General features: G+C 37.2%; 19 protein-coding genes. 9 read left to right on the forward strand and 10 right to left on the reverse strand.

The features are described from left to right. Positions 1–289: 289 nt before the first annotated feature. From betI to H592_RS0105335, 5 genes are all read left to right on the forward strand, one after another. Complete coding sequence (betI, locus tag H592_RS0105315) at positions 290–898, forward strand: transcriptional regulator BetI (protein WP_028867867.1); 609 nt, start codon at positions 290–292, stop codon at positions 896–898. Beyond that, on the forward strand, positions 886–2,352 hold the full coding sequence (gene betB, locus H592_RS0105320; protein WP_028867868.1) for a betaine-aldehyde dehydrogenase: 1,467 nt from the start codon (positions 886–888) through the stop codon (positions 2,350–2,352). Before betI ends, betB begins: the two co-directional genes overlap by 13 nt. A 2-nt stretch (positions 2,353–2,354) precedes the next feature. Next, positions 2,355–4,046, forward strand: coding sequence for a choline dehydrogenase (betA, locus tag H592_RS0105325; protein ID WP_028867869.1), 1,692 nt, complete (start codon positions 2,355–2,357; stop codon positions 4,044–4,046). Positions 4,047–4,356: 310 nt separating this feature from the next. Then, the gene (locus tag H592_RS0105330) at positions 4,357–5,574 is read left to right on the forward strand and encodes a BCCT family transporter (RefSeq protein WP_028867870.1); all 1,218 of its coding nucleotides are present in this window, start codon (positions 4,357–4,359) and stop codon (positions 5,572–5,574) included. Positions 5,575–5,744: 170 nt separating this feature from the next. Beyond that, on the forward strand, positions 5,745–6,224 hold the full coding sequence (locus H592_RS0105335) for a MarR family winged helix-turn-helix transcriptional regulator (RefSeq protein ID WP_028867871.1): 480 nt from the start codon (positions 5,745–5,747) through the stop codon (positions 6,222–6,224). 115 nt (positions 6,225–6,339) lie between these two features. Here the strand turns inward: H592_RS0105335 and H592_RS0105340 are convergent, their stop codons facing one another. From H592_RS0105340 to H592_RS21530, 4 genes are all read right to left on the reverse strand, one after another. Next, entirely contained in the window at positions 6,340–7,176 is an 837-nt protein-coding gene (locus tag H592_RS0105340; RefSeq protein ID WP_028867872.1) for a nitrate- and nitrite sensing domain-containing protein, read from the reverse strand. 26 nt (positions 7,177–7,202) lie between these two features. Beyond that, on the reverse strand, positions 7,203–8,366 hold the full coding sequence (locus tag H592_RS0105345; RefSeq protein WP_051369011.1) for a methyl-accepting chemotaxis protein: 1,164 nt from the start codon (positions 8,364–8,366) through the stop codon (positions 7,203–7,205). A gap of 470 nt (positions 8,367–8,836) precedes the next feature. After that, entirely contained in the window at positions 8,837–10,249 is a 1,413-nt protein-coding gene (locus H592_RS0105350; protein ID WP_028867874.1) for an esterase-like activity of phytase family protein, read from the reverse strand. Positions 10,250–10,488: 239 nt separating this feature from the next. Then, the gene (locus H592_RS21530) at positions 10,489–12,240 is read right to left on the reverse strand and encodes a diguanylate cyclase domain-containing protein (protein ID WP_245600368.1); all 1,752 of its coding nucleotides are present in this window, start codon (positions 12,238–12,240) and stop codon (positions 10,489–10,491) included. A gap of 692 nt (positions 12,241–12,932) precedes the next feature. On the opposite strand from H592_RS21530, the gene tnpA reads away from it, so the two are divergent. Further along, a complete protein-coding gene (tnpA, locus tag H592_RS0105365) occupies positions 12,933–13,361 on the forward strand; it encodes an IS200/IS605 family transposase (RefSeq protein ID WP_028867875.1) in 429 nt (142 codons plus the stop codon). Positions 13,362–13,632: 271 nt separating this feature from the next. On the opposite strand, the gene H592_RS0105370 is transcribed toward tnpA, so the two are convergent. Beyond that, positions 13,633–14,865 (reverse strand): Nramp family divalent metal transporter, encoded by a 1,233-nt coding sequence (locus tag H592_RS0105370; RefSeq protein WP_028867876.1) that lies wholly within the window; start codon positions 14,863–14,865, stop codon positions 13,633–13,635. Between the two features lie 702 nt (positions 14,866–15,567). Between H592_RS0105370 and H592_RS23170 the strand changes: the two genes are divergently transcribed. Next, positions 15,568–17,292: a GGDEF domain-containing protein gene (locus H592_RS23170; RefSeq protein ID WP_028867877.1), complete on the forward strand. Its 1,725-nt coding sequence runs from the start codon at positions 15,568–15,570 to the stop codon at positions 17,290–17,292. Between the two features lie 250 nt (positions 17,293–17,542). On the opposite strand, the gene H592_RS0105380 is transcribed toward H592_RS23170, so the two are convergent. Next, positions 17,543–18,964 (reverse strand): MDR family MFS transporter, encoded by a 1,422-nt coding sequence (locus H592_RS0105380; protein ID WP_028867878.1) that lies wholly within the window; start codon positions 18,962–18,964, stop codon positions 17,543–17,545. A 414-nt stretch (positions 18,965–19,378) separates the two neighbouring features. Between H592_RS0105380 and H592_RS0105385 the strand changes: the two genes are divergently transcribed. Next, on the forward strand, positions 19,379–19,630 hold the full coding sequence (locus tag H592_RS0105385; protein ID WP_028867879.1) for a hypothetical protein: 252 nt from the start codon (positions 19,379–19,381) through the stop codon (positions 19,628–19,630). Positions 19,631–19,831: 201 nt separating this feature from the next. Here the strand turns inward: H592_RS0105385 and H592_RS0105390 are convergent, their stop codons facing one another. From H592_RS0105390 to H592_RS23175, 3 genes are all read right to left on the reverse strand, one after another. Next, complete coding sequence (locus tag H592_RS0105390; RefSeq protein ID WP_028867880.1) at positions 19,832–20,821, reverse strand: alpha/beta hydrolase; 990 nt, start codon at positions 20,819–20,821, stop codon at positions 19,832–19,834. 57 nt (positions 20,822–20,878) lie between these two features. Next, positions 20,879–21,670 carry an AraC family transcriptional regulator gene (locus tag H592_RS21540; protein ID WP_245600369.1) on the reverse strand — a complete coding sequence of 264 codons (792 nt, stop codon included), beginning with the start codon at positions 21,668–21,670 and terminating at the stop codon, positions 20,879–20,881. Between the two features lie 1,032 nt (positions 21,671–22,702). Beyond that, positions 22,703–23,461, reverse strand: a complete 759-nt coding sequence (locus H592_RS23175; protein ID WP_051369013.1) for a hypothetical protein — start codon at positions 23,459–23,461, stop codon at positions 22,703–22,705. 177 nt (positions 23,462–23,638) lie between these two features. Between H592_RS23175 and H592_RS0105405 the strand changes: the two genes are divergently transcribed. Continuing rightward, complete coding sequence (locus tag H592_RS0105405) at positions 23,639–23,842, forward strand: helix-turn-helix transcriptional regulator (protein WP_028867881.1); 204 nt, start codon at positions 23,639–23,641, stop codon at positions 23,840–23,842. A gap of 226 nt (positions 23,843–24,068) precedes the next feature. On the opposite strand, the gene H592_RS0105410 is transcribed toward H592_RS0105405, so the two are convergent. Beyond that, positions 24,069–25,094: a hypothetical protein gene (locus H592_RS0105410; protein WP_028867882.1), complete on the reverse strand. Its 1,026-nt coding sequence runs from the start codon at positions 25,092–25,094 to the stop codon at positions 24,069–24,071. Positions 25,095–25,491: the final 397 nt, after the last annotated feature.

Consider the following 25,491-nt stretch of genomic DNA (forward strand, 5'->3'; position numbering starts at 1 on the left):
ATTCCGCCATAAAAACCAACTAATTTAATTACAACAAAAACTATTTCATCTGTAACTATTTTGTTACATTTAACTTACAGCAATCGCGCGCAAAACAAATAAAAACAACAACTTAAACAAACAAACAATGAGTTACAAGTGACGGTTTAGGTACACCTTGTTAACACAATATGTTAATGGAATTTAAATGAACCCTTGATAGTTAGTGCACTAATCATTAGAATTGTTATTAATTGAACGTTCAATTAATAACGTTTTATGAAGCATAAACATAAAAAGGAAGTTATGTATGGCAAGGCCAGCGGTCAAAGAAGCGAGACAACAACAACTGATCGATGCGACATTGATGTCCGTAGAACGCCATGGTTTACAGCACACCACTATTAATACCATCAGTGCAATGGCAGGTATGTCATCTGGCATAATCAGTCATTATTTTGGTGGCAAACAAGGGTTAATTGAAGCAGCGCTTAAATACCTTCTCGACCAATTGAAACAAGCGTTATTAATCAGAATATCAGGTAAAAATTTGTCCCCAATAGATCGTTTATCGATGATTGTAGAAGCCAACTTTACCGAGCTGCAACGATCCAGTGCAGCAACAAAAACATGGTTAAGTTTTTGGTCTCAAGCAATGCATGAACCTGGTCTAGCAAGACTTCAACATATCAATAGTCAGCGTTTATACAGCAACCTCCTTTTTTGCTTTAAACAGCTACTACCTAATACCGCTGCCATTAATGCAGCCAAACAAACTGCAGCTGTGATTGACGGTTTCTGGTTACGAAGCGCCTTGAGCTCGACACCAGAAGAAGAATTCAAACAAGCTCAAATTTTATCTAAAGCCTTTATAAATACTGTTCTTACACAGTATGGAGAAAATCAATGTCATCATTAGTCGTTTATCAAAATTATGTACATGGCCAATATATCGCCAATGGTACCGGTGAAACATTTGAAGTGATTAACCCTGCCACTGGACAAGTTAGTTACTTAGTAGAAACAGCAACAGAAGCAGTACAACAAGCAGTGATTGCAAGTTCAAAAGCAGGATTTGCAACTTGGTCTGCAATGACCGCTATAGAGCGAAGCCGAATCCTACTTAAAGCCGTTGCTTTATTACGTGAACATAATGACGACCTAGCAGCTGGCGAAGTATTGGATACAGGTAAACCATGGCAAGAAGCATCGGAAGTTGATGTAGTAACAGGTGCTGATTCAATCGAATTTTTCGCAGGCCTTGCACCAAGTATCGAAGGTAACCAACAAACGGTTGGTGATGACTTCTATTACACACGTCGCGAACCATTAGGCATTTGTGCTGGTATTGGTGCGTGGAACTACCCAATACAAATCGCTTGTTGGAAAGCAGCACCCGCTTTAGCTTGCGGTAATGTAATGATTTTTAAACCATCAGAAGAAACTCCACGTGGCGCAATGCGTTTAGCAGAGATCTTCACTGAGGCTGGCGTACCTGATGGTGTGTTTAATGTTGTTCAAGGTGACGGACGTGTTGGCGCATGGTTAACCGGTAATGATGATATCGCAAAAGTATCATTCACTGGCGAAGTCGGTACCGGTAAAAAAGTAATGGCCGCAGCCGCTAGTTCATTAAAAGAAGTGACCATGGAATTAGGCGGTAAATCACCGTTAATTATCTTTAATGATGCAGACGTAGAAAACGCAGTGTCAGCAGCCATGCTAGGTAACTTCTATACACAAGGTGAAGTTTGTACTAACGGCACACGCGTATTCGTTCAAAAAGATATCTACCCGCAATTTATTAAACGTTTAGTAGAACGTACAGAGCAAAACATCATCTGTGGTGATCCAATGAACCCAGAAACAAACTTTGGTGCATTGATTTCTAAAGACCACCAGCAAAAAGTACTCGATTACATTGAAATTGGCAAAAAAGAAGGCGCAACGTTATTAACAGGCGGTAAAGCATTACAACCTGAAAATGCGCCAAACGGCTTCTTTGTAGCACCGACTATCTTCACTGACTGTAATGACCAAATGACGATCGCTAAAGAAGAAATATTCGGTCCTGTTATGTCTGTACTTACTTTCTCTGAAGAAGAAGAAGTAGTGAAACGCGCAAATGATACACACCTTGGTTTAGCGGCAGCAGTCTTCACCCAAGACATTACCCGTGCTCACCGTGTGATACATCAAATTAAGGCGGGTATTTGCTGGATCAACGCTTATGGTGCTTCACCAGCAGAAATGCCAGTGGGTGGTTACAAAATGTCAGGTATTGGCCGAGAAAATGGTAGTGAAACATTAAAAGCTTATACCCAAATTAAAGCGGTATATGTTGGTATGCAAACACTTGAAAGCCCATTTTAAGGATGACTATGACTACAACAAATTATGATTATATTATTGTGGGAGCAGGCAGTGCAGGCTGCGTGCTGGCAAACCGCTTATCAGAAAATGCTAATAATAAAGTACTACTACTAGAAACGGGTGGCAGTGATAAGAGCATTTTTATTCAGATGCCGACTGCATTATCGATCCCGATGAACACCAAAAAATATGCATGGCAGTTTGAAACAGAAGCTGAACCGTTTTTGAATAATCGTCGTATGCATTGCCCTCGCGGTAAAGTACTGGGCGGTTCTTCATCAATCAACGGCATGGTTTATGTTCGTGGTCATGCTCGTGATTTTGATGAGTGGCAACAAGCTGGCGCTGAAAACTGGGATTATGCACATTGCTTACCTTATTTTAAGAAAGCTGAAACTTGGTCATTTGGCGGTAATGATTACCGTGGTGATTCTGGTCCACTAGCCGTTAATAACGGTAACAATATGAAAAACCCGTTATACCAAGCTTTTGTTGATGCAGGTGTAGACGCAGGCTATTTAGCTACCGCTGATTACAACGCTGAACAACAAGAAGGTTTCGGTCCAATGCACATGACCGTTAAAAATGGCGTACGTTGGTCTACGGCAAACGCTTATTTAAGACCTGCGATGAAACGCAGTAACTTAACAGTTGTGACGCACGCTCTAGTACACAAAGTATTACTTGAAGATAAAAAAGCTGTCGGCGTTCGTTACCAAGTAAAAGATAAAGTCACTGACGTACTGTGTAGTAAAGAAGTATTGCTGAGCGCCGGTTCAATTGGTTCGCCACATATCCTTCAATTATCGGGTATTGGTAAAGCAGAAACTTTAAAAGAAGCCGGTATTGAACAGCATCATGAGCTACCTGGTGTGGGTGAAAACTTACAAGACCATCTTGAGTTTTACTTTCAATTTAAATGTTTAAAACCAATTTCATTGAACGGTAAAATCGATCCACTGAACAAGCTATTAATTGGCATGCGTTGGATCTTAAATAAATCAGGTCTTGGGGCAACCAACCACTTTGAATCCTGTGGCTTCATCCGCTCAAAAGCGAGCTTAGAATGGCCAGATCTTCAATACCATTTCTTACCAGCAGCAATGCGTTATGACGGTAAAGAAGCGTTTGCAGGCCATGGTTTCCAAGTACATATTGGTCATAACAAGCCGAAAAGTCGTGGCGCAGTGAAAGTCGTTTCAAACGACCCACATGCAGCACCACAAATTCAATTTAATTACTTATCACATCAAGATGATATTGAAGGCTTTAGAGCTTGTGTTCGTTTAACCCGTGAGATTATTAATCAACCGGGCTTAGATGAATATCGTGGTGAAGAGATCCAACCAGGATTAGCGATACAAACAAATGAAGAAATTGATGAGTTTGTAAGAAGCTCAGTTGAAAGTGCTTACCACCCTTCTTGTTCATGCAAAATGGGTGAAGATGAAATGGCCGTGGTCAACTCAGAAACTAAAGTGCATGGCATTGAAGGGCTTCGTGTTGTTGATTCATCTATTTTCCCAACTATCCCTAACGGTAACCTTAACTCACCGACCATTATGGTCGCAGAGCGTGCTGCAGATATTATTCTAGGTAATAAAATGCTGTCACCCAGTACCGCTAAAGTGACGGTTGCAGAAGATTGGCAACATAGCCAACGATTAGCAGCACCAAAACGAAAGACCAGTTAATTGTAAATCAGTTTCACTCCTAGTGAGTCGTTGATTGCAACATCAGCGAATCACTAAGATGAGGTGTAAGGCCAACCTACGCAAATTATACAGCGATGTAATTTATGTGTAACTTTGTAAATGGCCTATTAAACTACGTTATTTTTCAGGGTTTAACTATCGTCATCTACATATGTCATTTATTGGCATTATCACTACGATACTTAAGGTTTGAGGACAAGATTGTCTTAAAAATAATGGCGTAGCGTTTTAAAACATAAAACAAGGAATTATCTATGTTTATCAACACTATCCACTTGGAGGCCAAATAATGACTCTTTGGCTATCAGCCGGCATCTTATTCGTTTTTGCCGCTATTGCGTTCATCCTGTACCGTTGGGGTAATATGCAATGTATTGGTGTCACACCAGTGCGTAAGTTTACTTTTATCGCGATCCTATTTACTTCTGGTTTAGATGTAGGTTTGATCATGTTCCCGCTGACTGAGTTTGCAGGGTATGCAGATTTAGCGACCAGTCCAGAGTATGGCTTCACTAATCCTCTCTCTATTGAGTTTGGGTTTTGGGCCTTCTTAATTTGGGCCTTCTACTTTGTCACTTGTTTCTACTTTTGTGTTATTGAACCAAGAGTTAAATTTTTCGAAGTACCACTGATCAAATTCATTAATAATGTGGTTATTATCGGTACGTGTGCCTTTACTGCTTATTTATTATTAACCAACTTACCTTGGTATTTACCTGGTCTTGGTGATGGCGAATCCATTGTCGGTAGTTTCTACTTAATTGTATTCTTAGCGATTGCCGCTGCAGTATATTCAAGTACAAGCATCCGTTATGTTCGTATCTTGAGTCTAGGTAGTAGCTGGTTATTTTTCGCGTTAATCATCATTATGTGGGCAGGCGCTTTCTTATCTGATAATTCAAGTGTAGGTGAGTTCTTTACTACCTTTGGCTTACTAGGTGACTACTTTGGTAACCTGCATCACTTTGTATTACCGATCAATGATTACCATGAGTTTTACCTTTACTGGTGGTTTGCTTGGAGCATAATGATTGGCCAATTTACCTCTCGTTTTGTAAGTGGTATGAGAACTTATCAAGTACTAGCGGCGATGATGATCTTCCCATCTATCCCAATTGCGATTTGGTTTACTGTGCTTTATTACTACAGTGCAAATGCTATCTCAACAGCAGGTTTTTATAACTTAGCGATGGTGATTGTCGGTATTACGTTTGTGATCAACTCATTAGATTCACTAGTTCGTTTATACACTGATAACTTAAACTTAACAGTACAACGCTTTGGTAAAATACCTTATATCGTTGGTAATATTGCTTTATTAAGTGGCCTAACATTATTGTTTAAATTAGACTTTTTACAAATTCAATGGGTTGGTGCATTAGCAATCGGATTAATCTTAGGATGTTTTGGTTATATATTACTAAGCCATTACCGAAAAGTATCTGATATTGAACGTTCGCCAAAAGAGAACAAAATTGACTTTACTAAAATTGAGTTAATGGATTAATACAGACCACAGCGAATACCATTAAATAAGGTGAAAGCCCACGTTTAATGGTTAAGCGGATGATCCAAAAAAGCAGAATAGTGATCTTCACTATTCTGCTTTTTTATTACTTTGCACATGAGAGTTACGATTATTTTTGTTATGCTACGCAAAAAATAGGGTTGGGATTTATGGAAAAGCACGAACAGTTATTAATTTCTTTACGCCGAGTGATCAGAGCAATCAGTATTCACTCTCGCCAATTAAACAAAGAGTCAGGATTAACTGGCCCACAGTTATTAGTCATGAGAAAGATTGATCAACTTGAAGCACCGCTTGCCAAGCAAATTGCCCAAGAAATAACCCTCAGTGCAGCCACAGTGACAACAATTATTGATAGATTGGAAGCACGTGACTTTGTGATCAGAACGCGCAGTAAAACAGATAAACGTAAAGTGCATTTATCACTCAGTGAAGCAGGTAAAGCCGTTTTAAGCTCTTCCCCTCAGCCTTTACAAGAACACTTTATTAAACGTTATCAACATCTTGAAGAGTGGGAACAAAGCCAACTATTATCAGCCGTAGAGCGAATTGCTTCAATGATGGATGCAACTGAACTTGATGCCGCTCCAGTATTACTAGTGGGCACCATTCAAGACGGCGAGTCTTAAGAAAACAATACAACCCTTTTTTCCTCTCTATCAATCAGCTCGTTGAGTAAGAAGTAACGAGCCATCTAAGACTACTTACTAACTGATTGCCTATTAACTCATTGTCAAAAGCCAATCAAATAACCTGTTTGACTTGTGCTAGTTGGTGTTTAAAAATTTCATCTAACGACTTAATGCTGTTAGTGGCTAGAGCAAAGTATTGATCCTGTGTGATAGTTATTTTATCCGCCTGAATTAAGTCGCTTTTAATCGTTTCCATTAAACACTGCATAGTCGCAAAGGCAGTGGTTAATAACGCCTTATGCTGTTCGCTTTCACTGTCTAATGAACCTAGTTTAGGTAAGGTTTCATTAATTATTTTTTGCATATTTTGTTGTAAAAAAGATAACCGAATTTTATCGACACTAGAGCATATTTTACGGGTCGCAATCCCTGTTCCAATCGCTCTAGACTGCCCAATCATCTCCGTGGTTTGCACCAATTCACGCCACACAAAACCAATATGAGCTAGCGCTTGTAATGACATCGCATTAAGATGTTTATGTTCTGCTTCATCTTCCAAAAGATATAATAAATTAGCAATCATTTGCGTATGTTGTTTAAAGTTATTATCGGCATCATTGGTATTACCCGGTTGATTTATACGCGCCCAATGGTCAACAAAGGAGTCCCAACGTCCATTTTCATCCGCCGCCATATCTTGTTGTAAATATTTAATGTCACTATCAGCTTGTTGTTCAAAAGTCAGTAACATCGCTTGTTTACTTTGATCTCCATTTAACCAAGCAGAGCTTAATCCTCGATGTGTTTGTACTGCTCCAATCAACGACTTTAAATAAGCTATATTCGCCAGGCCTCGCACTTGTAATGCTTTTTTCTGTTTGGTTTTATAGTGATGTAACAAGATTACAACCAACACCATCAGCAATAAAATAACAATATAGATTGCCATATCCATCCCTCTTAACTTATTTTTTGTTAAATTATTTGTGTTAATGATTTGAGATGAGCCGCAACCGTTTCAGCTTGTTTTGCAACATCAGCATTAGCAATTGCCCCTTGTACTACTCGCTCTATATGTTCACTAATTTCATTGGTGGCGAGAGTCTGCTGCGCAACATTATCAGTGACAGTTTGCATCTTCTCTCTCACGTCTAAATTTGCACTCTCTATTTCTTGTAAAGATTGATCCACTAAGTTTGCACCTTGCTCACACTGCGTTGATTGAGTAACCACTTTCGCCATACTCGTACTTATTTTATGACTTTGGTTTTTGACCAAATCGACATTTTTAACAATATCATCAGCTGCAATACGTGAACGCAAAGCGAGCGCTCTAACTTCATCAGCGACCACCGCAAAACCTCGTCCTAATTCACCAGCGCGAGCAGCTTCAATAGAAGCATTTAATGCTAATAAGTTAGTTTGATCTGTGATCCCTTGGATAGATTGAGATATCTCAGCAACGCTGTTGGCTAATGTCATTAAAACATCGATATCGCCAGCCGTTTGATTTGCTTCAAATACAACACTCTTTAAAGATAATTTAAGATCAACAATAGATGCACGGCCTTTTTCAGCAGTATCAAATGCATGTTGAGATGAAAGATGTACCTCACGAATCCCCCCATTTACCTCACTTAAAGAAGCACTCATCTCAGTGATAGCAGCGGCGGTTGAATTAGTCGCATTAGATTGTTTTTGTACGTTTTCTGCAACGGTATGTGCAGTATCGATCACTTGAATGGCAGAGTAAGAAACTTCATTTAATCTATCTTTATATTTATCATTTACTCGCCCTAATTCTCGATAAGAAGCGAGCAGTTGGTCAATAAAATGTGCTGTAATTAAATGACTTGTTTGCAGGCCTCGGTAATCGAAGCTATCCGCATTTAATAAACGAAACATTTGCTTAAAAGAGTGCAATTCATTATTGATCGCCATCACTAGTGCAATGGATAAATAAAATAAAATGGCTAACTCTATTGATAACACATGCACTGAAATTTGTTCAGGGAAGTTAACGATCACAATCTGTGTAGCAATAATCACAGAGAGCAGACCCATATAAATACTGAGCATGGCTTTAAAACCAGCGAAATGAATAATTTTTTGTACGGGAATAGAGAATAGTTGATACATTTTTCACTCGACAATGATCATGATTATTACTAATTAGTTACAAAAACCGTACCACAATTTAAACCCATGATAACTAAAGATAATAATATTTATGTTGATTAACGAAGGTGATAAATTGGTGCATTACTTTAGAAAAAGTATCAGATTAGTGCGTAACCACAGAGCAGCATTACAGTAAGATAGTACTAGTCAGATATCGAAAGTTAGATAACGGCAGTTTAATAATCTCAGTTAGATGCTTTTTATTAGATAATTGGCGTTAGATAGTGCCAGTTAGGTGATTGCGAATAAATCACTGTAACCAGGTAATAATTAGTAAAACCAATGGTAGAAATAGGTCATTCAGACCTTACAAGTTTAATTGCAATAAACCTTGTAAGGTCTGCTCTACTCATTGAAAAATCTGCCCCAATGACTGAGTAAAGGTATGAGTAAAGATGTTGAGTAAAGTTAATAAATAGAGCTGTTGATTAATCGCTAAGCAAATTCTTTTTAATAATGAAAAGACGATTACTATCTATGGTGTTTTTATCCAGATACTTTTGCTCTAATTTCCCGTCCGTTGACCAAGTCGCAAAATCATCATCATTTAATACGCCTAAGTGTTGATCATCAATAATCCATAAACCTTCCATTTTATCGTGTGCGTAACCCACTTCATTAACCATATCAATGATCAACTTTTTAGTGACCGGTTTAATACCCTTTTCAGCGAGCGCATCCCAGCCTTTTTCCTGTGCATACTGCTCTAATGTCAGTCCATCAATCAATAATCCACGGCTCTCATCATGCATAATGGTTGAAGATAAAGCCACCTTAGATAATGCGGTTCCTGAGCGAAGATCAATACGATAGATTTGCTTTTGTGCATTAGGGTTTGCATTTTTAGGCCCGCCAAACAGAAAACTGCCATCTCGTTCAATGACTAAAAACTTATTGGCTGTCAATGCGGCGATTTCAGAGTTTGCATTCTCATTTTTCTGTTGGCGATACAAATACTGCTCAGTTTCACCATTATTTAAATTGATACTAACAATCCGTGTAAGGTCGCCTTTTTGTGCTGCTTTATTAGGGTTTTTCATGGTGGATTGCATAATACCCACCAGCGTACTTTCATCAGGTGTGATCGCCAACCCTTCCATACCGCGATTAGCACGACGATGTTGAAAGACAGCAGGTAAATGCAATAAAGCACGACTATCATCTTTGAACGCATTAATACGAGTCATCTCTATACCATTATGATCAAAGTGAACAATATGTGGGCCGTATTCATCACTTACCCAAAATGTGCCATCTTTTAAAGCGACTAATCCTTCACCGTCCAGCCCATAATCATCTAACTTAATAGGGTTTGAGGTTACGTTATACGGTAATTTATCATTAACTAACACCGGGTTTCCATCTGCATGGTAAGGTGTTTCACCTGTCCCTCCCAATGCAGAACTATTAGGTAAACCAGAGATCAGACTGCCATCCGGACGTTTTAATAAAATGTCTTTTAACTGCACAATCTTGCCGTTAGTTTTTACTTCAAATAAACCAATGCGTGGCGTGAAATCTGCCACTGGAAAGCTTTTACCTTTTCCATAATCACCTTGGTGGTTCGCATTGGGGCCACGATCTGTTAACGCATAAAACTGGTTAGCTTGTGTAGGGTGAGCAGTCATTGCTGAACCATAGCCTCCGTTGCGGATCTCAAGGGGCAATTGTGTTTTTGCATCTTTTAAGTCGGCACGTAATACAGAATGGGGTAATTCACTGCCTAGCTGAGGAAACGTTTCTAAAATCTCATCCATCTCTGCGGCTATCCCTCGATTAACATAACCAAATAACACCACTGCAGAAAGCACACTCACTAAACCTATTTTATTTATTAACATTGGAGACCTTAAGGTTGATTATTTTATGCCTTAAAAGTACGTAATAAATATGACGATTTAATGAATTCTGTAGATAAATAACGAACAATGGCGATCTAAAACATCGCTAATGTGGGTTTTGATGAAGAAGAGAAATAAAGCGAATAAAGCATAGTTAATCGATCTATTTGGAAGTACTTAAAACAACCATAACTTAGTAGCAGAGTCACGGAATAGTGAGTCATAAAAGAATCTAGTCATTAATCTACTTTACCAAGCTCTGATTCCTTGAGGGATGTTTCATTGTCGATTAATGCTTCATTACTACCGAGTGATTGATTGCGATTTATTTGATTAGAATCTGACTCATAAAAATGAATCGAGCTTCGCTCTGGATCTTTTGATTGATACATAGCATGGTCAGCTTTTTCAATTAAATCAACCGATGTTGTCGCATCATCCGGATATATCGCGATGCCAATAGACGAGCCTATTTGTAGATGATTATCATCGATTTCAATAGGCTCTTTAATGGAATTAATAATACGTTCAGCAAGGTGCAATATTTCCTCTTTATGTAACGGATTATCCATCACAAAAATAAACTCATCCCCACCCAAGCGAGCGACAATATCAGACTGCCTAACCAAGTCTAACAATCGACTAGAGATAACTTTAAGTAATTCGTCACCAGTATTATGACCAAAGGAATCATTAATTAATTTAAACCCATCGAGGTCTAAAAACATGACCGCGAGTTTATTATGCCTACGTTTACTACCAATGATTTTTTGACCCAAACGTTCCATTAACAAAGTACGGTTAGGTAAATCTGTTAATGCATCATAAAAAGCTAAATGCTTTAAACTCTCATCTTTATGCCAAAGATCGGTAATATCACTGAACACAGAAATATACCTGATTGTTTTACCCTCTTCGTCTTTCACCATACTGATATTTAAACGGACTAAAAAGATATCTCCACTTTTACGACGGTTCCAGATCTCGCCAGACCACTTACCATGTTTTTTTAGTTCTGCCCATAAAGCCGTATAAAAATCATCATTTTGTCGATAAGACTTCAAAATATTCGGAGTTAAACCAATCGCTTCTTCAGCGGAATAACCAGTAATATGAGTAAAAGCAGGATTCACAGACAAAATAAATCCGTTAATATCGGTAATCAAGACGCCATCAACAGTACTATCAAACACACAGGTTGCTAACTTTAATTGCGCCTCTGTTTCTTTTAATTCGGTCACTTCGCTGGATTGAATAGCAAACCCGATTACCGATCCATCACTATCAAAATCAGGAATATACTGCGCAAGGATACTACCTTTAGTACCATCTGTTTTTTGCAGTGTACGTTCAAAACGCTGTGCTTTTCCGGCTAAAACATTTTTAATGTGTGGTTCATTTAAGCTATACAGCGCTTCCCCTGCCAACTCCTTAAAAGAGATACCGATAAGGTCTTTAGGGTGTTGAGTATGCCATTCACTAAAGGCTTTATTTGCAAATTGGCAATTGAGTTCTTTATCCCAATAACCAATCATATTGGGCATAGAGTCGATCAATTTAGTAATAAACTGATGCTCATGTTGATCTGATTGATGTGCCTGTTTGGATTGTACTAATTGTGCTTTATAGCGTTGCAATAAGCCGTGTAAGTAAGAAATATAACTGCAAATAATAATAAATAAGGACATTTCCAAAAGATCGAAAACATTATTAATCAGGGGATATGTCGATATTAAGGGCCAAATAAAAAATAACGTAAAAGGCGTTAAGAAGGTTGCGATAAAGCCTGCGGCGATACCACCGTATAATGTTGCTAATATGACCGCTGGATAAAAAATAAACCAAGTGATCTCTTTTTCAATAAACGGTAACGACCAAGTAAGTAACAGAGAAGCAAAACTGATTAACACCAGTGCAATGATAAAGTGTTTAACATGTTTTAAGCAAAAAGATTGCGCATTAACGATGCCGATATTTTTCATTCCATTCATGCCCACCTCTTTTATTATTAGCATAAATATAACATTGTACTAATAAATGACATTCACCAACGACATGTTTATTTTGATTTAGTAGCCCCAAAAACATAGAAAAAATTATAAAAAAGAACAAATATCGTACAATAAAATAGCCTATTTTGAGGTAAAAGTTAATTTAAATACGTTATCTTGCTAAGGAAGATTGATCCGTCATTGATTATTACTCTCATTGCATAGAATAAATGGGCCTTCAGCAGTGGCTTGTAAGATGACTAAGATGACGATCATGTGATTGTAATGAGAAGAGCTTGTTATCAAAGAACTTTACAATAAAAAGACCCTGTAATGGAAAAGCTGAGGATTATCATGAGTCATCTTTAAGTACAGGTATTATTAAATTAAAATAGATCTGCGATTGGTATAAGCATCTGATTGTTTGATAACCAGGCTTGATTGGTGCCAATTGTTAATTTCAAATTTTTTATCTTCGATTTTATTTAAAATTAATTTCGACATTCCTTGACCAACGGTATGTTTTTTAGTCTAACCTGATTATGGTAAAAGAGTATTTGAACTAGAACCCGTTATAGAGCAAAAATAAAACCTGTTCCAGTGATTTTTATTAGTCACCTAAAAGGTTAAAACCATCGGCTTTAGCCGGTCAGCTTTAGCTATAATCTCTCTATTAGTGTTAGGAGGTAGTTATAGATTATAGATATGGCAGTCATACAGTTTTTAAAATTCAATATCACTTTGTTTTTGTGACTGAATATAGATACCAAGTATTACAAGGTGATATTGGTTTGAAAGTAAGAGAATTAGTTCTGCAAACATGTAATGCCTTTTCAATTGAAATTTTGAAAGGAGTTGTGAGTAAGGATCATGTTCATCTTGTAATTTCAGCGCCACCGAATATGGCACCCAGTGAAACAATGAGAAGAATTAAAGGGCGTTCATCTGCTAAATTATTTGAGAGTTTCCCCGATCTTAAAAAGAGATATTGGGGACATCATTTCTGGGCTAGGGGATACTTCTGTGTAACATCAAGAGATGTTACAGAAGAAATAATTAAAGAATATCTAGAGCACCACTTTGAAGTTAAAGGTGACGACAATTTTAGAACAGAAGGTTAATTCAACGGGTCTTTAGTCCATAAAACAAAACCAATAGAAATAAAAAAGCGCAGAACACGTCAATCTGTAGCAAGTAAAAGATTGCCAATGAAAGAAAGTTAATTCGAATCACTATAGCGTATTTGAGAGATTAATATGGTGGTAGAAAAAAGCTTGAAAACAATATTTTCAAGCTTTTTATTTATCGAAGTATTAAGTAACACTTTGAAAATTTATAATAGACTATGAATCATGGTTTATAGATCAAGAGTTAGGTTAAGAGATGTTTAAGTTATAACATTTTCCACACCACAAACGTCACTGCAAACCCCACTAAATACAATAAGCCCAGCCAACTTAAACTACGTAGTAATAAACTATGTTTAATACTTGCTTCAGAACGTACTAATTTAAAGTTAAGCCAAGCAAATACCGGTGTGGTCACAAACGCCAGGGTCATCGCAAACGTCAGCATCGGAGCAAGTGACGATTTAAAGAATAAAATAACCGCCATCCCTGTAAAGGATTGTAATAATAACCAAATATTCAAACTGTGTTTAGACTGCTTAAAACCTAATAGTTTATGAGATTCGTTAAGGGTACGAGCATAACCATCTAAGACGGTCAAAGTCGTACCAAACAGGCATAAAAAAGCAATCACGGACACTAAAGGGCGAGCCCATTCGCCAATGGTAAGTGCATACATATCGATAAGTTGCTTAGCAAATGCCACGCCCCCTAAGACAACAGTACTACTTTGCCCATATTGAACCAATACACCTAACCCAAAAAAGACTAACGCAAGCCCCGCCGTTAACCAGTAACCAACATTAAAGTCGAGCAAACCTTGTTTTCTTGTGATCACTTGCTGCGCTTGTTTTTCTTTCAACCATAATGAGCTCAATGCAGATACTTCAATAGGTGCTGGCATCCATCCCATCAACGCCACCATGAAGCTAAGCATCACTAATTCATAGGGAGAAGGACCCACATAATCAACAGGTGCCATCGCACCATTATTGAATGCGATAATAAAAGCAATCACAGTGGTAATTGTTAGGATAACCATAATCACTTTGGCGACATTATCTAACGCTTTAAAGTGCCCGAGTAATAAAATGACTAAACATACAGCTAAAATCAACCAGCATAATAAAGTAATAGAAACACCTACGGGTAATGCGTAATGCAACAGGCTAGCGGTTAATAAAATCACCCCAGCCGTATTCACTATCGCGGCGATTATATTAAGTACAATAAAGCTATAGAAAAACCATGGGCCTCTACTTTGATAACCTTCAATTAAACTTTTACCTGTGGCCAATGTATATTCAACACCGAAACGAAAGAAAGGGTATTTAAGGACATTAACAGCAACAATTAACCATAATAATTGCCAACCAAAAATAGCACCAGCTTGGGTTGAAGCAACGAGATGGGAACCACCAATGGCAGCAGTTGCCATTAATATACCGGGGCCAAAAGCATTAAGACGAGATTTGAGAGTTGATACGGATTGATTCATGAAGCGCTCTAGATGTGCATTAATATGGCCAGCTAAGATACAGAAATTAACAGCAATAAAAAAGAGTAAGTCACTACTTTAAAAGACTTAATGAAAGAAAAGCTTAAAGATAAGTTTACCGGTTTAACTATTTTTATATTTGATCCGTTACTCGACATCTGCACCTTCAATCCCCCTCAACAGCAGCACAACAATATGACGGACTGCGCTCTAATTCATTGAAAATAGACACTATCAATAAACTGTACCGTTACAGTTGCTGATAATGGCTGTTTCACCTTATTTTTGGCGTTTATTATTTTTCTTAAAAACATTTCGATCAAGATAAACGGCTTAAATACTCCAATATGCTTAGTGTAATCAATCACCCATTTCACAACTTTAATTTATTATTGATTGCGAACAAGCTAACTCTCTCCACCCCGCTGAATGCAAGCCCTGCAGATTCATTTGAACATCTAAAAGAAGATGTTATTAAAAGTAGCTTCTATATCAGTAACCTATAAAAACTGGGTGGAGATGAAAACTGAACGAAGGTTCAAGATATTTATTGATAATCGCTTGATTATGGTTTGATTGGGACTTGATCATAAAAATAGGGTTGATATAGAACACTTTATTTTGTCAATTAATCATGTAACATCAATTTTAAACCTCATAAAGTAATGGTAATAATGGATATAACCAAAATTTTGATCAATTATGCAGATATATGATTTGTTGAATAACAAAATCAGCTTAAAAGCTTTTAACGTTTTTGTCTTCGTTAGTCTTTTCATCGTTATATTTTCAGGTCTTTATTACCAATACAACGCCGCCAATCACAGCACCTCAGCAAACTTCCACAATAACAACTACAACAAATCATTAGAAATCAGAGAAAAATTCAGGTTAATTTTCGATAAGTTAGAATATCAGTTTATCCAAGCGGAAGCTGAAAATCTTGAAAAGCTTGATTTATTATATGAGTTATATGGCAATCAAAAAGAAAATTTCGACTTAAAAAATGCTGAAAATATATTAAACAAAAATGTACAGTTTGGTAAGTATGAAATTTTCATGATCAACAAAGATTATATTATTGAAAAAGCATCATATGAAAAAGAAATAGGGCTAAATTTAGGGCAATTTAAAATTGTAAAAGATCTCTTTGACGATATGTTCAGCAAAAAGATAAAAGTAGACATCTCTTCTCCTAAACTAGATATTGATTCAAGATTAAAAAGGTATTTAATTAAATTATCTGGTGATCAAAAATATATTCTTCAGATAGGCTTTTCTCTGGATTATAGTTCTGAAATAAATAAGCAATTACATTACCTTAGCTCAGACACGAGTAAGACGAGCTTATATCTCGCCACTGAGTTTTTTATACAAGATATTGATGTGAAGTCCGGAGATTTTAAGTCTAAAGATGAGCATAATGAATATTGCAGGAAGATCACAAAAGAGTTCTTATTGGATATTAACATTGCATTAAAAGACCCAAAAATAGAGCAGCTTGCCAATATAGATACAAGAACAATCAGCTTAAATAAAGCATTAGAAAAAATAATCCCCTTAAATGAAACATTAATAAGCTTTGTGGATAAACAAGACAATAAAGTCAATTCTTACTCGGCTACCGGCTCATTATTTGGCAAAGAAAGTGGCACTTTGCTATTTATTAAAACCTCTTTTCCGCTAGCCCCCTTAGATAAAAGCTTAAAAAACAACCTTAATACATTTTTGTTTATAACTATTTTAGTATTACTTTTTTTGATTATTTTTGAGTGTTTTAAACAAAAACAAATAACATCAAAAATAACCTCAATCACCAAAGTTATTAAAAATAATGAAATGATTAATGATGAAACATCTGCGATTAAAGACATCAGTCTATTAATCGATAGCTATAATCAGATGTTAAGTGAATTAAATTACCAAATTAAAATGAATAAAGAACTCTCCTATATAGACTCGCTAACAGAGATTAAAAATAGAAAAGCTTACGATGAAAAAATAGAGGAATTAGTTTCTTTATATAAAAGATATGGCACGACATTTTCAATCGCTATTTTTGATGCCGATGATTTTAAAGAGATAAATGATACTTACGGTCATAGCTTTGGAGATACTGTATTAAAAAATATCGCGAAAGCATTACAATCTAGCATTAGAAATGGCGATATGGTTTATCGCATAGGGGGAGAGGAATTTATTGTCATCTTCCCAAGTACTACCTTGGAAGAAAGTAAAACCGTTATTGAAAAAATAAGAAAGAAAGTAGATATTAGCCTGAATACTGAGAATAAGGTTAAAATCACGCTCAGCATTGGCTTAACAGAAATTAGTGATCAGGATTCTAAAGATTCCATTTTCAAAAAAATCGATAGATTCTTATATGTCTCTAAAGGAAGTGGCAAAAATTGCGTCACATCAGGTTAACGACAGATAATAAATTGTAAGTTTAGCTTAGCTCCGTCTAGCTCAGTTCCATCTAGCTCAATATAGTTCGATTTAATTCAGTTTAGCTCAATATGGCAGCATCAAACTCCCCCATTAAACCTCTTATTAAATGTTTAACAATGCGCTCCCAACAACTCTAGCTCAACCGTTCTAGTCAAATCTCACCCACTAATACTATGGATAACTGCGTTGCACTGCATAAGCATTAGAATCTTTAGGGGGAATATTTCTATTCATTCGCAAGATGAACAAGAGGCGCACGAGCGGCGTTAAGTGCAGCTAAAGCAGCAATCACAGCGGCAACATAAAAGGCAGTTTGAAACGCTGCAATAACAGGCTCCTGTGGGCCACTTCGTAACACTTCAATACTGGTATTATGGTCAAACCCGGGCAATAACGAATAAATCAACGCCCCAAATAAAGCGGTGCCTATCGCAGCCCCTAAGTTACGACACAAAGAAGCTAACGCAGTAACTGAACCCACATTGGCTTTTCCACCAACCGTTTGAATCACTAATTGTGTAGTGGGCATAACGGTACCAAACCCAATACCACAAAGCATACCCAGTAACCCGACAATAAGTGGCTCAGGAGTCAATGACCCCAGCGCGATAAAACCACACATAGATAAAGACATTCCAACCACAGGTATCCATTTAGGAATGCCTGTTTTTCCCATAATACGTCCGCTTATTAACGCCCCTGAAATCTGCCCTATCGTTAATGGTAAAAGTAATAACCCAGAAGTTGCCGCATTAGTCTTTAACCCCAATTGTAAATAAATCGGTAAGAAAAATATCAAAGCAAACATACAGGCTGCAAATAACATTGAGGTGATCAGTGGAATATAAATAGCGTTATTTTTAAGTAACTCATTGGGTAAAAATGGCGTTGCATGACGATGTTGATTACGATAGAACAAAGCTCCTAGTAGCAAAATTAAAAGTAAGTAATAACCACTTGTTGCAGATATCCACTCAAAATCTTGCCCGGCAACAGATGCCCAATATAAAAACAAAGTACATAATAATGGAAATATGACTAACCCTGTCCAATCGATAGGTTTGTGTCGATGTTCAAGCGTAGCTTTAGGCGTTAAACGAAGTAATCGCCATACGGCAATTAACGCTAAAGGAATATTCGCCCAAAACAACCAATGCCATGAATAATGGGTGACGACTAACCCTCCAATAACAGGGCCACCAACACTTGCACAAGCAAACATAGCCGCGAAATAACCCTGGTATTTAGCTCGCTGTCGCGGAGGTATTAATTCAGCAATTAAGGCCTGAGAAAGACTCATCAAACCACCGCCTCCAAGGCCTTGAATCACACGCCCACTAATCATTTGCGGCATATCTTGCGCTAATGCTCCAATCACGGATCCTAAGCTGAATATTCCCAGTGCCCAAATCAATATATTACGACGCCCATAACGATCACCTAACCAGCCATAAACAGGCACTGATGCAGCCGTCGCTAATAGATAACCTATCGCTATCCAAGAAGATAAATGAAGCTGCCCAAGGTCGCCGACAATACTCGGTGTGGCCGTGGCTAAAATAGTTTGATCAACCGCCGCTAAAAACATCGGTAGAAATACCGCTGAAAAGAAAACGAGGAAAGCTTGTCGCGTTAGAGGAGAGCTCATGATGCTGGAATAAATAGTAGGAATAACAGATTCAAGTCGACGCTCATTATTTAAAGAATTAAGATATTAAATAATGACATATTAACAAAACACATCAATCTATTTCTGATAACCATTGCACAATAAGATGACCTAAATTTTACGCAGTTAAAATGGAGTAATTTAAAAAGTAAGTGAATACACTTCGCTCAAGAATTAACGTAGAAGATATCAATCCTTTAATAATAACGAGACAGTTTAATTTTTAGCTTTTTAGTTTTTAGTAATACTGTTATCAATCGTGATCAAGCGAATAAGCCCTTAAGTAAGCCAAGGATTGCCTTAAAAAAGTAAACATCGTAACATCCCTGCAATAATGCATTTAATAAAAATGTATGTAACGACAACATATTAAACAATAAAGAGAAACACAATATGAATAGCGATGACAAGATTATTTCAACCCTAAAAGAGTTAGAAAATTTTTTAAAACTCGTTGAAAACGGTGGACTAGGGCTTACGAACATCGAAGGTGTGGCACTGGCAACTAACAATAAAGATGGACGCCGCTTCGTCGCAGTATTAGATGATAAACACCAATTACTGCTATCACGCTGGGTTACAGAAGAGGTTTTTCAAACAGGCCAAGATTTAGTACGCAATGGCACCAACCCTACTCAGCATTAATGCCAAGTATTTAAATCAAAAATATTTTTAAATGTAATAATGAGGGCTAACAATAAGTGCTGCCCTCATTAGCATTGATAAAAAGGCAAAAAAAAAGACCTGCCCCTCGGCTTTCTTGCAGTTTTGGTGTAAAAGTTAGTGGGCACCTCAATTTCTCCAAGTCGCTTCCGAGAAAAAGCGAGCACCATGATGATCATTGATTTATCTGATAGTACGGGTTATCCATGAACCAATGAACTTAGATGCTTCTAAAATTATAGAAAAGTGATTCGCCCCCTCAATTGTTATTATTTCTTTATCAGCTTTTATATTGCTATTCTCTTCTGCAAATCTAGTTACTTTCACGGGGTCAAACGCTTCATCTTTGTCTCCAATCCATAACCCAAACTGTTGTAATTCTGATAATTGAGTATCTGGGGAATAAGGTGTTGTCGATTTAGACATGTTGACCGTATTAAAGGGCACTATTTCTGGATTTTTTTCTAAAATGCTTACGGGATAGTTGAATTTAACTGCTTTTGAATGACCTAAAAATAGCCCTCCACTCATACTGTTTATCAGAAAAGATGAAACGCTTACTGTCGAAAATTCATATCCGCCATTTTTATCTTTATCGTAGCTGGTTTCAGAACGAAAACCAAAATATGGTGCAACAAATACATATCCATCAATAGGTGACCTTTGCTCCCAACTAGAATAATTAAGCGCCAGACCTGCTCCCCCTGAATGCCCGCCTAAAAAGATAGGGAGGTTTGGATGCTGAACACGGACATGCTTAACAATGGTACTAATATCAGACCAAACTTGTTCTTCACTCGGGGCATCACCTCGAGCGCCACCTGAACTTCCATGCCCCCTTAAATCGGGCATATATACTACAATGTTAAATTCGTCTCGCAACCCCACACCAATGTGGTTATAGGAAAGTCCGCTATGTGCACCAGCACCATGATAAAAAATCAAAATAGCTTTAGCTTGCGGCGGAATATAAGCGCGAAATGCCAAAGAGGTATCATCATTCGATCGTATAAACTCCAATGAACTTGACTCTTTTTTCTCAGCACTTTTTATCTCTTTAAGTGAAAAGAACTTCACCTGCGGTTGAGCCAATTGATTTGCATGTGACTGTGTAACTAAAGCAAATAGCGGAAAAATCACTAGAAAAATCATCATAATAGAACTTAATTTCATCATCATTCCTTTAATTATTTTTGTATTTACTTATATCCAAGCTAACGTATCGCTACTTCAAGGGGAGATAAATGTCGGTAATGACTTCCGTCTCTGCAACATCAGGAAAAAAACTGACTCTTTCGAAAAAAGCGGGAAATCACGTAACCCTTCTTTACTTTGCGTAAGCCATTGTGAATATAAGTAAGCGATAGTTTCACTAATTGTATCGTCAGAGCCTACATGGCGAATAAGCGCGCAACGCCCAGCAGGTATGATCTTTGTTATGACACCATGGTCGTTTTGTTGTACATCCGATTTCACTGACGCACATATATCACAGCGGTATTTGTCGGGTTCGGTCACTGCTGGATCATCATAAGCAATGTTAAATGTTCTACTTACCTTCGGTGATAAGTTATTATTTATACGCCAATTAATAAATAAGTTAATCGTATTGCCAAGCAATTCGAGGGGGCCAAGGTGCTCTATGGCGGCGACTTTAATTTCACTAAAATTTATAACTTCAACGTGATGCGCACATTTATTGGATTTCATACGGCGAACCCTTAACTTCTTGAATTGTGAATATTTTTCATTCCACGGAGTCCATTGTGGCTGATCTCTAAATTGGGATGGATTCTGGCCAATAGACTGACTAAAAGCGCGAGAAAATGCTTCTGAACTTTCATAGCCATTAGCAACGGCAATATCAATAATCCGCATCTCCTTCTTAAAAGCCAATTGGTATGAGGCACGTTTCATTCTTGTCTGTCTAATATAAGCGAATGCAGTTATGCCAAAGAGTGATGAAAACTGTCTGTGGAAATGATATTTGGATAAACAAGCAATACTGCTTAATTTATCCACGCTTAGCTCCTCATCTAAGTTAGCATCTATATAGTTTAGTAATTGATGAAAACGGTCCTGATAATTCATTCTTTATAAATAACCCTTAGATAAAATCGCTCGGTAACAACAAATTACCATTTGCACTCGCTGAGACATGATGAAAGTTGCGGTGTTTTCATATAAACACCAAAGGCGGCAAAAAGATGTGCGTGACTTCACCACTTACTAGTAATGGCCGATGCTTTAACAAGTAAGAAAAAGTATCGTCAATCCTTCCTTACGTCCTTAGTGGTAGAGATCTTACCCTATAGGTCTTAGTGCTTTTTAATAGCAATAGGAGCAGTAATTGCAGTGACTGGTAATTTACCCAAAAAAACCGAGGGTCAGCTTTTTCTTCTTGCCTTTACAATAATTATATTGTTTTAGGTCATTAATATTTAGGTCGAATGTAATTAGCTAATTACGCCCACTTTGATCCTTCGCTCGTAAACAAGCGAAAAAATCTGGATACCCAAGTCATATATTCACAGTAAAAACTCTATAACTCTCTCTGTTCCCCTGAGTTAAACTCGATCTAGTAAGTTCAGTAATGGATGCAGAAGAATAGAATAGCGGACAGGTGCTTTGGGGTTATAACGACAAAAGATACCATTATAGATATTGCGATACTTAGGATCGCTTTATAAAGCAAAGATAGGATGTTCTGGCAGTGTTATAGAGATTGCATTAATCAGGTAACTTAATTCCTGATAACTAAATAGGAATCGATTTTAGTAAGTTAGATTTTTAAATCATGAAGTTCTGAGGATAAATTAAGAAAGCTAATTAAATTGAATAGTAATTGATATTGGAAGTAAAGTTTTTGATGATATGGAACAGGGGAATGGTGCGATAGGCAGCTTCGAACCCAAAAAATAAACAAAGCAAAAACAATAAATTAAACAGATAAATAGATTAAACTTTCACTTGGTATTACTTATGGTATTACTTTATATCGAAGTAACACTATTTAACTAAAGGCTGATATCCACCAGCCTAACCACCATTGTACTATGTTTTTTTCACAATGAACTTAATATCTTTATTTTGGAACTCGGGTAACAACAATCCGTTTTCTTTTAGATATCTTACAAACACACTTCCGTGCTGCTCAGAGAGAGTTTTCCCCCCGACCAGAGCACTTCCACCAAACTGACTGCAAAAACGATATGAGTACATTTTTATTTGATACTCAGCAGTCCAGTACCTTGCATGTAACCCTTTTTCCTTGATCTGTTCGGGTTGCATGAGTAGAGGAAATTGAATGCATAAATTTTCATGACACCATTTTGCATCTATGAATTGCTGTAAATACTGAGGACTGATCACACAGAAAGAAATGATACTGTCAATATGCGCTTTGATAAATTTACCAATCTGAATTTCAACTGTACCTTGATCAGTAGCTTTGGTCTTCGGCTTTTCCGTAAAGAGAATGAGTTTCAAAATACTCTTTCTTTTCCAGTCTCTCAGCGGACCAGACCAAATGTTTGCTCTTAGGTTGGATGTTTCCTTGAATTGGCTAGCAACCCACTCTTCGACTTTGACTGAGCCATCATTGAAATGGAGCTCTTTCCAGGCAGACTTTTTCTGTACCAGATGTCGCTTAAACTCACTTTCATTAGGGACAAACTTAACAACAGGTCTGTCTTGATTAAGTTTATCTTCATAGTGGTCTAATAACCTTTCTATTACCTGTTCTTGAGTTTCAAAGCCAACTCTATGCGTACTTAAGCGTTGGTTTACCTCTTCACTGATTTCGATATTCATCTATAGGTAACCTTTAATGTAACGGGCTTACTTTCTATGTAAAAGCTATACATTACACTGTAGTAGCTATTCATATCTTGTCAAAGCCTGTTTATAACACTTTGATGTGGACCTGTAACCAAAGCTAACTCAGATATATTTCATCAACCTGGATAGACCAATAACCAGGAGAATATAATGGAAATTATTCAGAACCGTAATGACCGCTTTCTTCGCCTACGCGATGCCATCGAAACGACAACACTCTGCCGTAGCAGTATTTACAACCAGATTAAAGCGGGCGAGTTCCCTAGTAACTACGCCATTATGGGCAAGCGCAAAGCTTGGCTTGAAAGTGAGGTGCAAGCTTGGGTGCTCGCAAGAGTCAGTGCTTCTTATTAGAGGAGTGCAGATAAGAGGCCATTGCTAATCTATAGCAGGTTAGCGATGGCTTTTGTGATTCTAGGATTTTAATACCTAGATCATCTAAATCTAGCATGAGATTTTGAGCTTTTTTTTCATTTTTTGCCTCGCGACCTCAAAGGTATCATAAGCTTTTAGCAAAGCATTTCGTTATTAGGCCATCATCATACTGATCTAAGCAAGAACAATCACTAATGGGACTTGATTAGAGTTTTTCTGGTCCATTTAGCTGTTCAAATTCTTTATCAATAAGCTCTTTTATTACAGCATTAATCTTTTCACCTTTATGTTCAGCGAGCCAATCTAAACGTTTGCTAGTCCTATCAAGCATTGATATACCACGAGACTTAGGGCCATTTTTCTTACTTCGGGCTGTCACTTGGTTCCAGGCCAAGCGAGCTTGCATGAACAAGTATTTTCTCTCTTTTGGATCTTGTAAAAATTCGTAATCAAATTCCGCTTGTAAAGCTAAATAACGCTCTTCGTCATTGATAGGTTCCCAAGGTAAGTAAAACATATTGTCTTGTTTTTTCTGATACTCACATAACCATTCCACTTTTTTATTGTCTTTACCATTGAGCCACTTGGAGAACTTTTTGTTGGTTTCTTCTTGTAGGCTCGTTGTCCAAGCTTCTTTAAGTAGATTCATGATGTATTGCTGTCCACTAAGATCAATTTCACCATAAAGAAAAGTGGATTCAATTATTTTAAATCTATCATTATGGCTGTGAGGCATTATTACCCGCGTATGAATTTCGAAGAGATTCAGTGAATTTTCGCGTTTTAAAATTGCTTTTAAATCTTTCCTTTCCGTTTCAGTTTTTAACGCATAACGTTTCCATTTTAAGACCTCACTATCCTCTTTACGGGGAGTATGTAGAGAGCTTGTTTTTAAAAAGTAATAGCAAAAAGCACAGATTCTGGAGTCATCCTTTATCCATTTGAAATCATCATTTTTAAGCTGTTCTTTTTCATTAAAGGTCTTCTGAAGGAAAGAAATCAGCTCAGCCTTAAGGTCATTCCCAGCTGATTTATGACTCGCACTTGCTAAGGCTTTTTTTATGCTCTCGGGACTAAAAGAAGAGATATCTCGACGTAAAAAATCATCTGCTTGTATTAAATCAACGGCGCTACTGATCAACTCTTTTGAATCAATATCAAACATATTTTTAAGCTGATAGGCATAGAAAACAGCTTCCCTCCAGCTTCTTGATACTAAAAAATCATTCATTTCAACCTCACTATGCAAATGCTATTAAGGTAATAATAAAGTGATAAGTAGATAACTTAAAGATAATTGTTCCATAATTATTACATAATTGATAACTTGCTTTCTCTTAGTGTTTACAGCCGAGACAACCTATTTATCGGTACATATTGGCCTTTTTTCCACTTTACTGACGTTAACGGTTAATCTAGGTAATCAATAAAGCAAAGTTAATCAGATAGAGTGCCCTCGATGAATTCATGAAATAACGCCAGACCAAAAAAGCTACTTTTGAGGTGATTTATTGCTGTTGCTATAATAAGAAGGAATTGAATAACAAGCTCACCTAAACGATGTCGGTATAGTTATATACATACCTCTCTCTTAGTAACATACCTTAGTATGGTCGCCTGATAATCCA

This window comes from Psychromonas arctica DSM 14288, from assembly GCF_000482725.1.
Taxonomy (GTDB): Bacteria; Pseudomonadota; Gammaproteobacteria; order Enterobacterales; family Psychromonadaceae; genus Psychromonas; species Psychromonas arctica.

Coding starts and splice junctions, on each gene's coding strand:
- betI (WP_028867867.1), top strand. CDS start 290: ATGGCAAGGCCAGCGGTCAAAGAAGCGAGACAACAACAACTGATCGAT.
- betB (WP_028867868.1), top strand. CDS start 886: ATGTCATCATTAGTCGTTTATCAAAATTATGTACATGGCCAATATATC.
- betA (WP_028867869.1), top strand. CDS start 2,355: ATGACTATGACTACAACAAATTATGATTATATTATTGTGGGAGCAGGC.
- H592_RS0105330 (WP_028867870.1), top strand. CDS start 4,357: ATGACTCTTTGGCTATCAGCCGGCATCTTATTCGTTTTTGCCGCTATT.
- H592_RS0105335 (WP_028867871.1), top strand. CDS start 5,745: ATGGAAAAGCACGAACAGTTATTAATTTCTTTACGCCGAGTGATCAGA.
- H592_RS0105340 (WP_028867872.1), bottom strand. CDS start 7,176: ATGGCAATCTATATTGTTATTTTATTGCTGATGGTGTTGGTTGTAATC.
- H592_RS0105345 (WP_051369011.1), bottom strand. CDS start 8,366: ATGTATCAACTATTCTCTATTCCCGTACAAAAAATTATTCATTTCGCT.
- H592_RS0105350 (WP_028867874.1), bottom strand. CDS start 10,249: ATGTTAATAAATAAAATAGGTTTAGTGAGTGTGCTTTCTGCAGTGGTG.
- H592_RS21530 (WP_245600368.1), bottom strand. CDS start 12,240: ATGAATGGAATGAAAAATATCGGCATCGTTAATGCGCAATCTTTTTGC.
- H592_RS0105370 (WP_028867876.1), bottom strand. CDS start 14,865: ATGAATCAATCCGTATCAACTCTCAAATCTCGTCTTAATGCTTTTGGC.
- H592_RS23170 (WP_028867877.1), top strand. CDS start 15,568: ATGCAGATATATGATTTGTTGAATAACAAAATCAGCTTAAAAGCTTTT.
- H592_RS0105380 (WP_028867878.1), bottom strand. CDS start 18,964: ATGAGCTCTCCTCTAACGCGACAAGCTTTCCTCGTTTTCTTTTCAGCG.
- H592_RS0105385 (WP_028867879.1), top strand. CDS start 19,379: ATGAATAGCGATGACAAGATTATTTCAACCCTAAAAGAGTTAGAAAAT.
- H592_RS0105390 (WP_028867880.1), bottom strand. CDS start 20,821: ATGAAATTAAGTTCTATTATGATGATTTTTCTAGTGATTTTTCCGCTA.
- H592_RS23175 (WP_051369013.1), bottom strand. CDS start 23,461: ATGAATATCGAAATCAGTGAAGAGGTAAACCAACGCTTAAGTACGCAT.
- H592_RS0105405 (WP_028867881.1), top strand. CDS start 23,639: ATGGAAATTATTCAGAACCGTAATGACCGCTTTCTTCGCCTACGCGAT.
- H592_RS0105410 (WP_028867882.1), bottom strand. CDS start 25,094: ATGAATGATTTTTTAGTATCAAGAAGCTGGAGGGAAGCTGTTTTCTAT.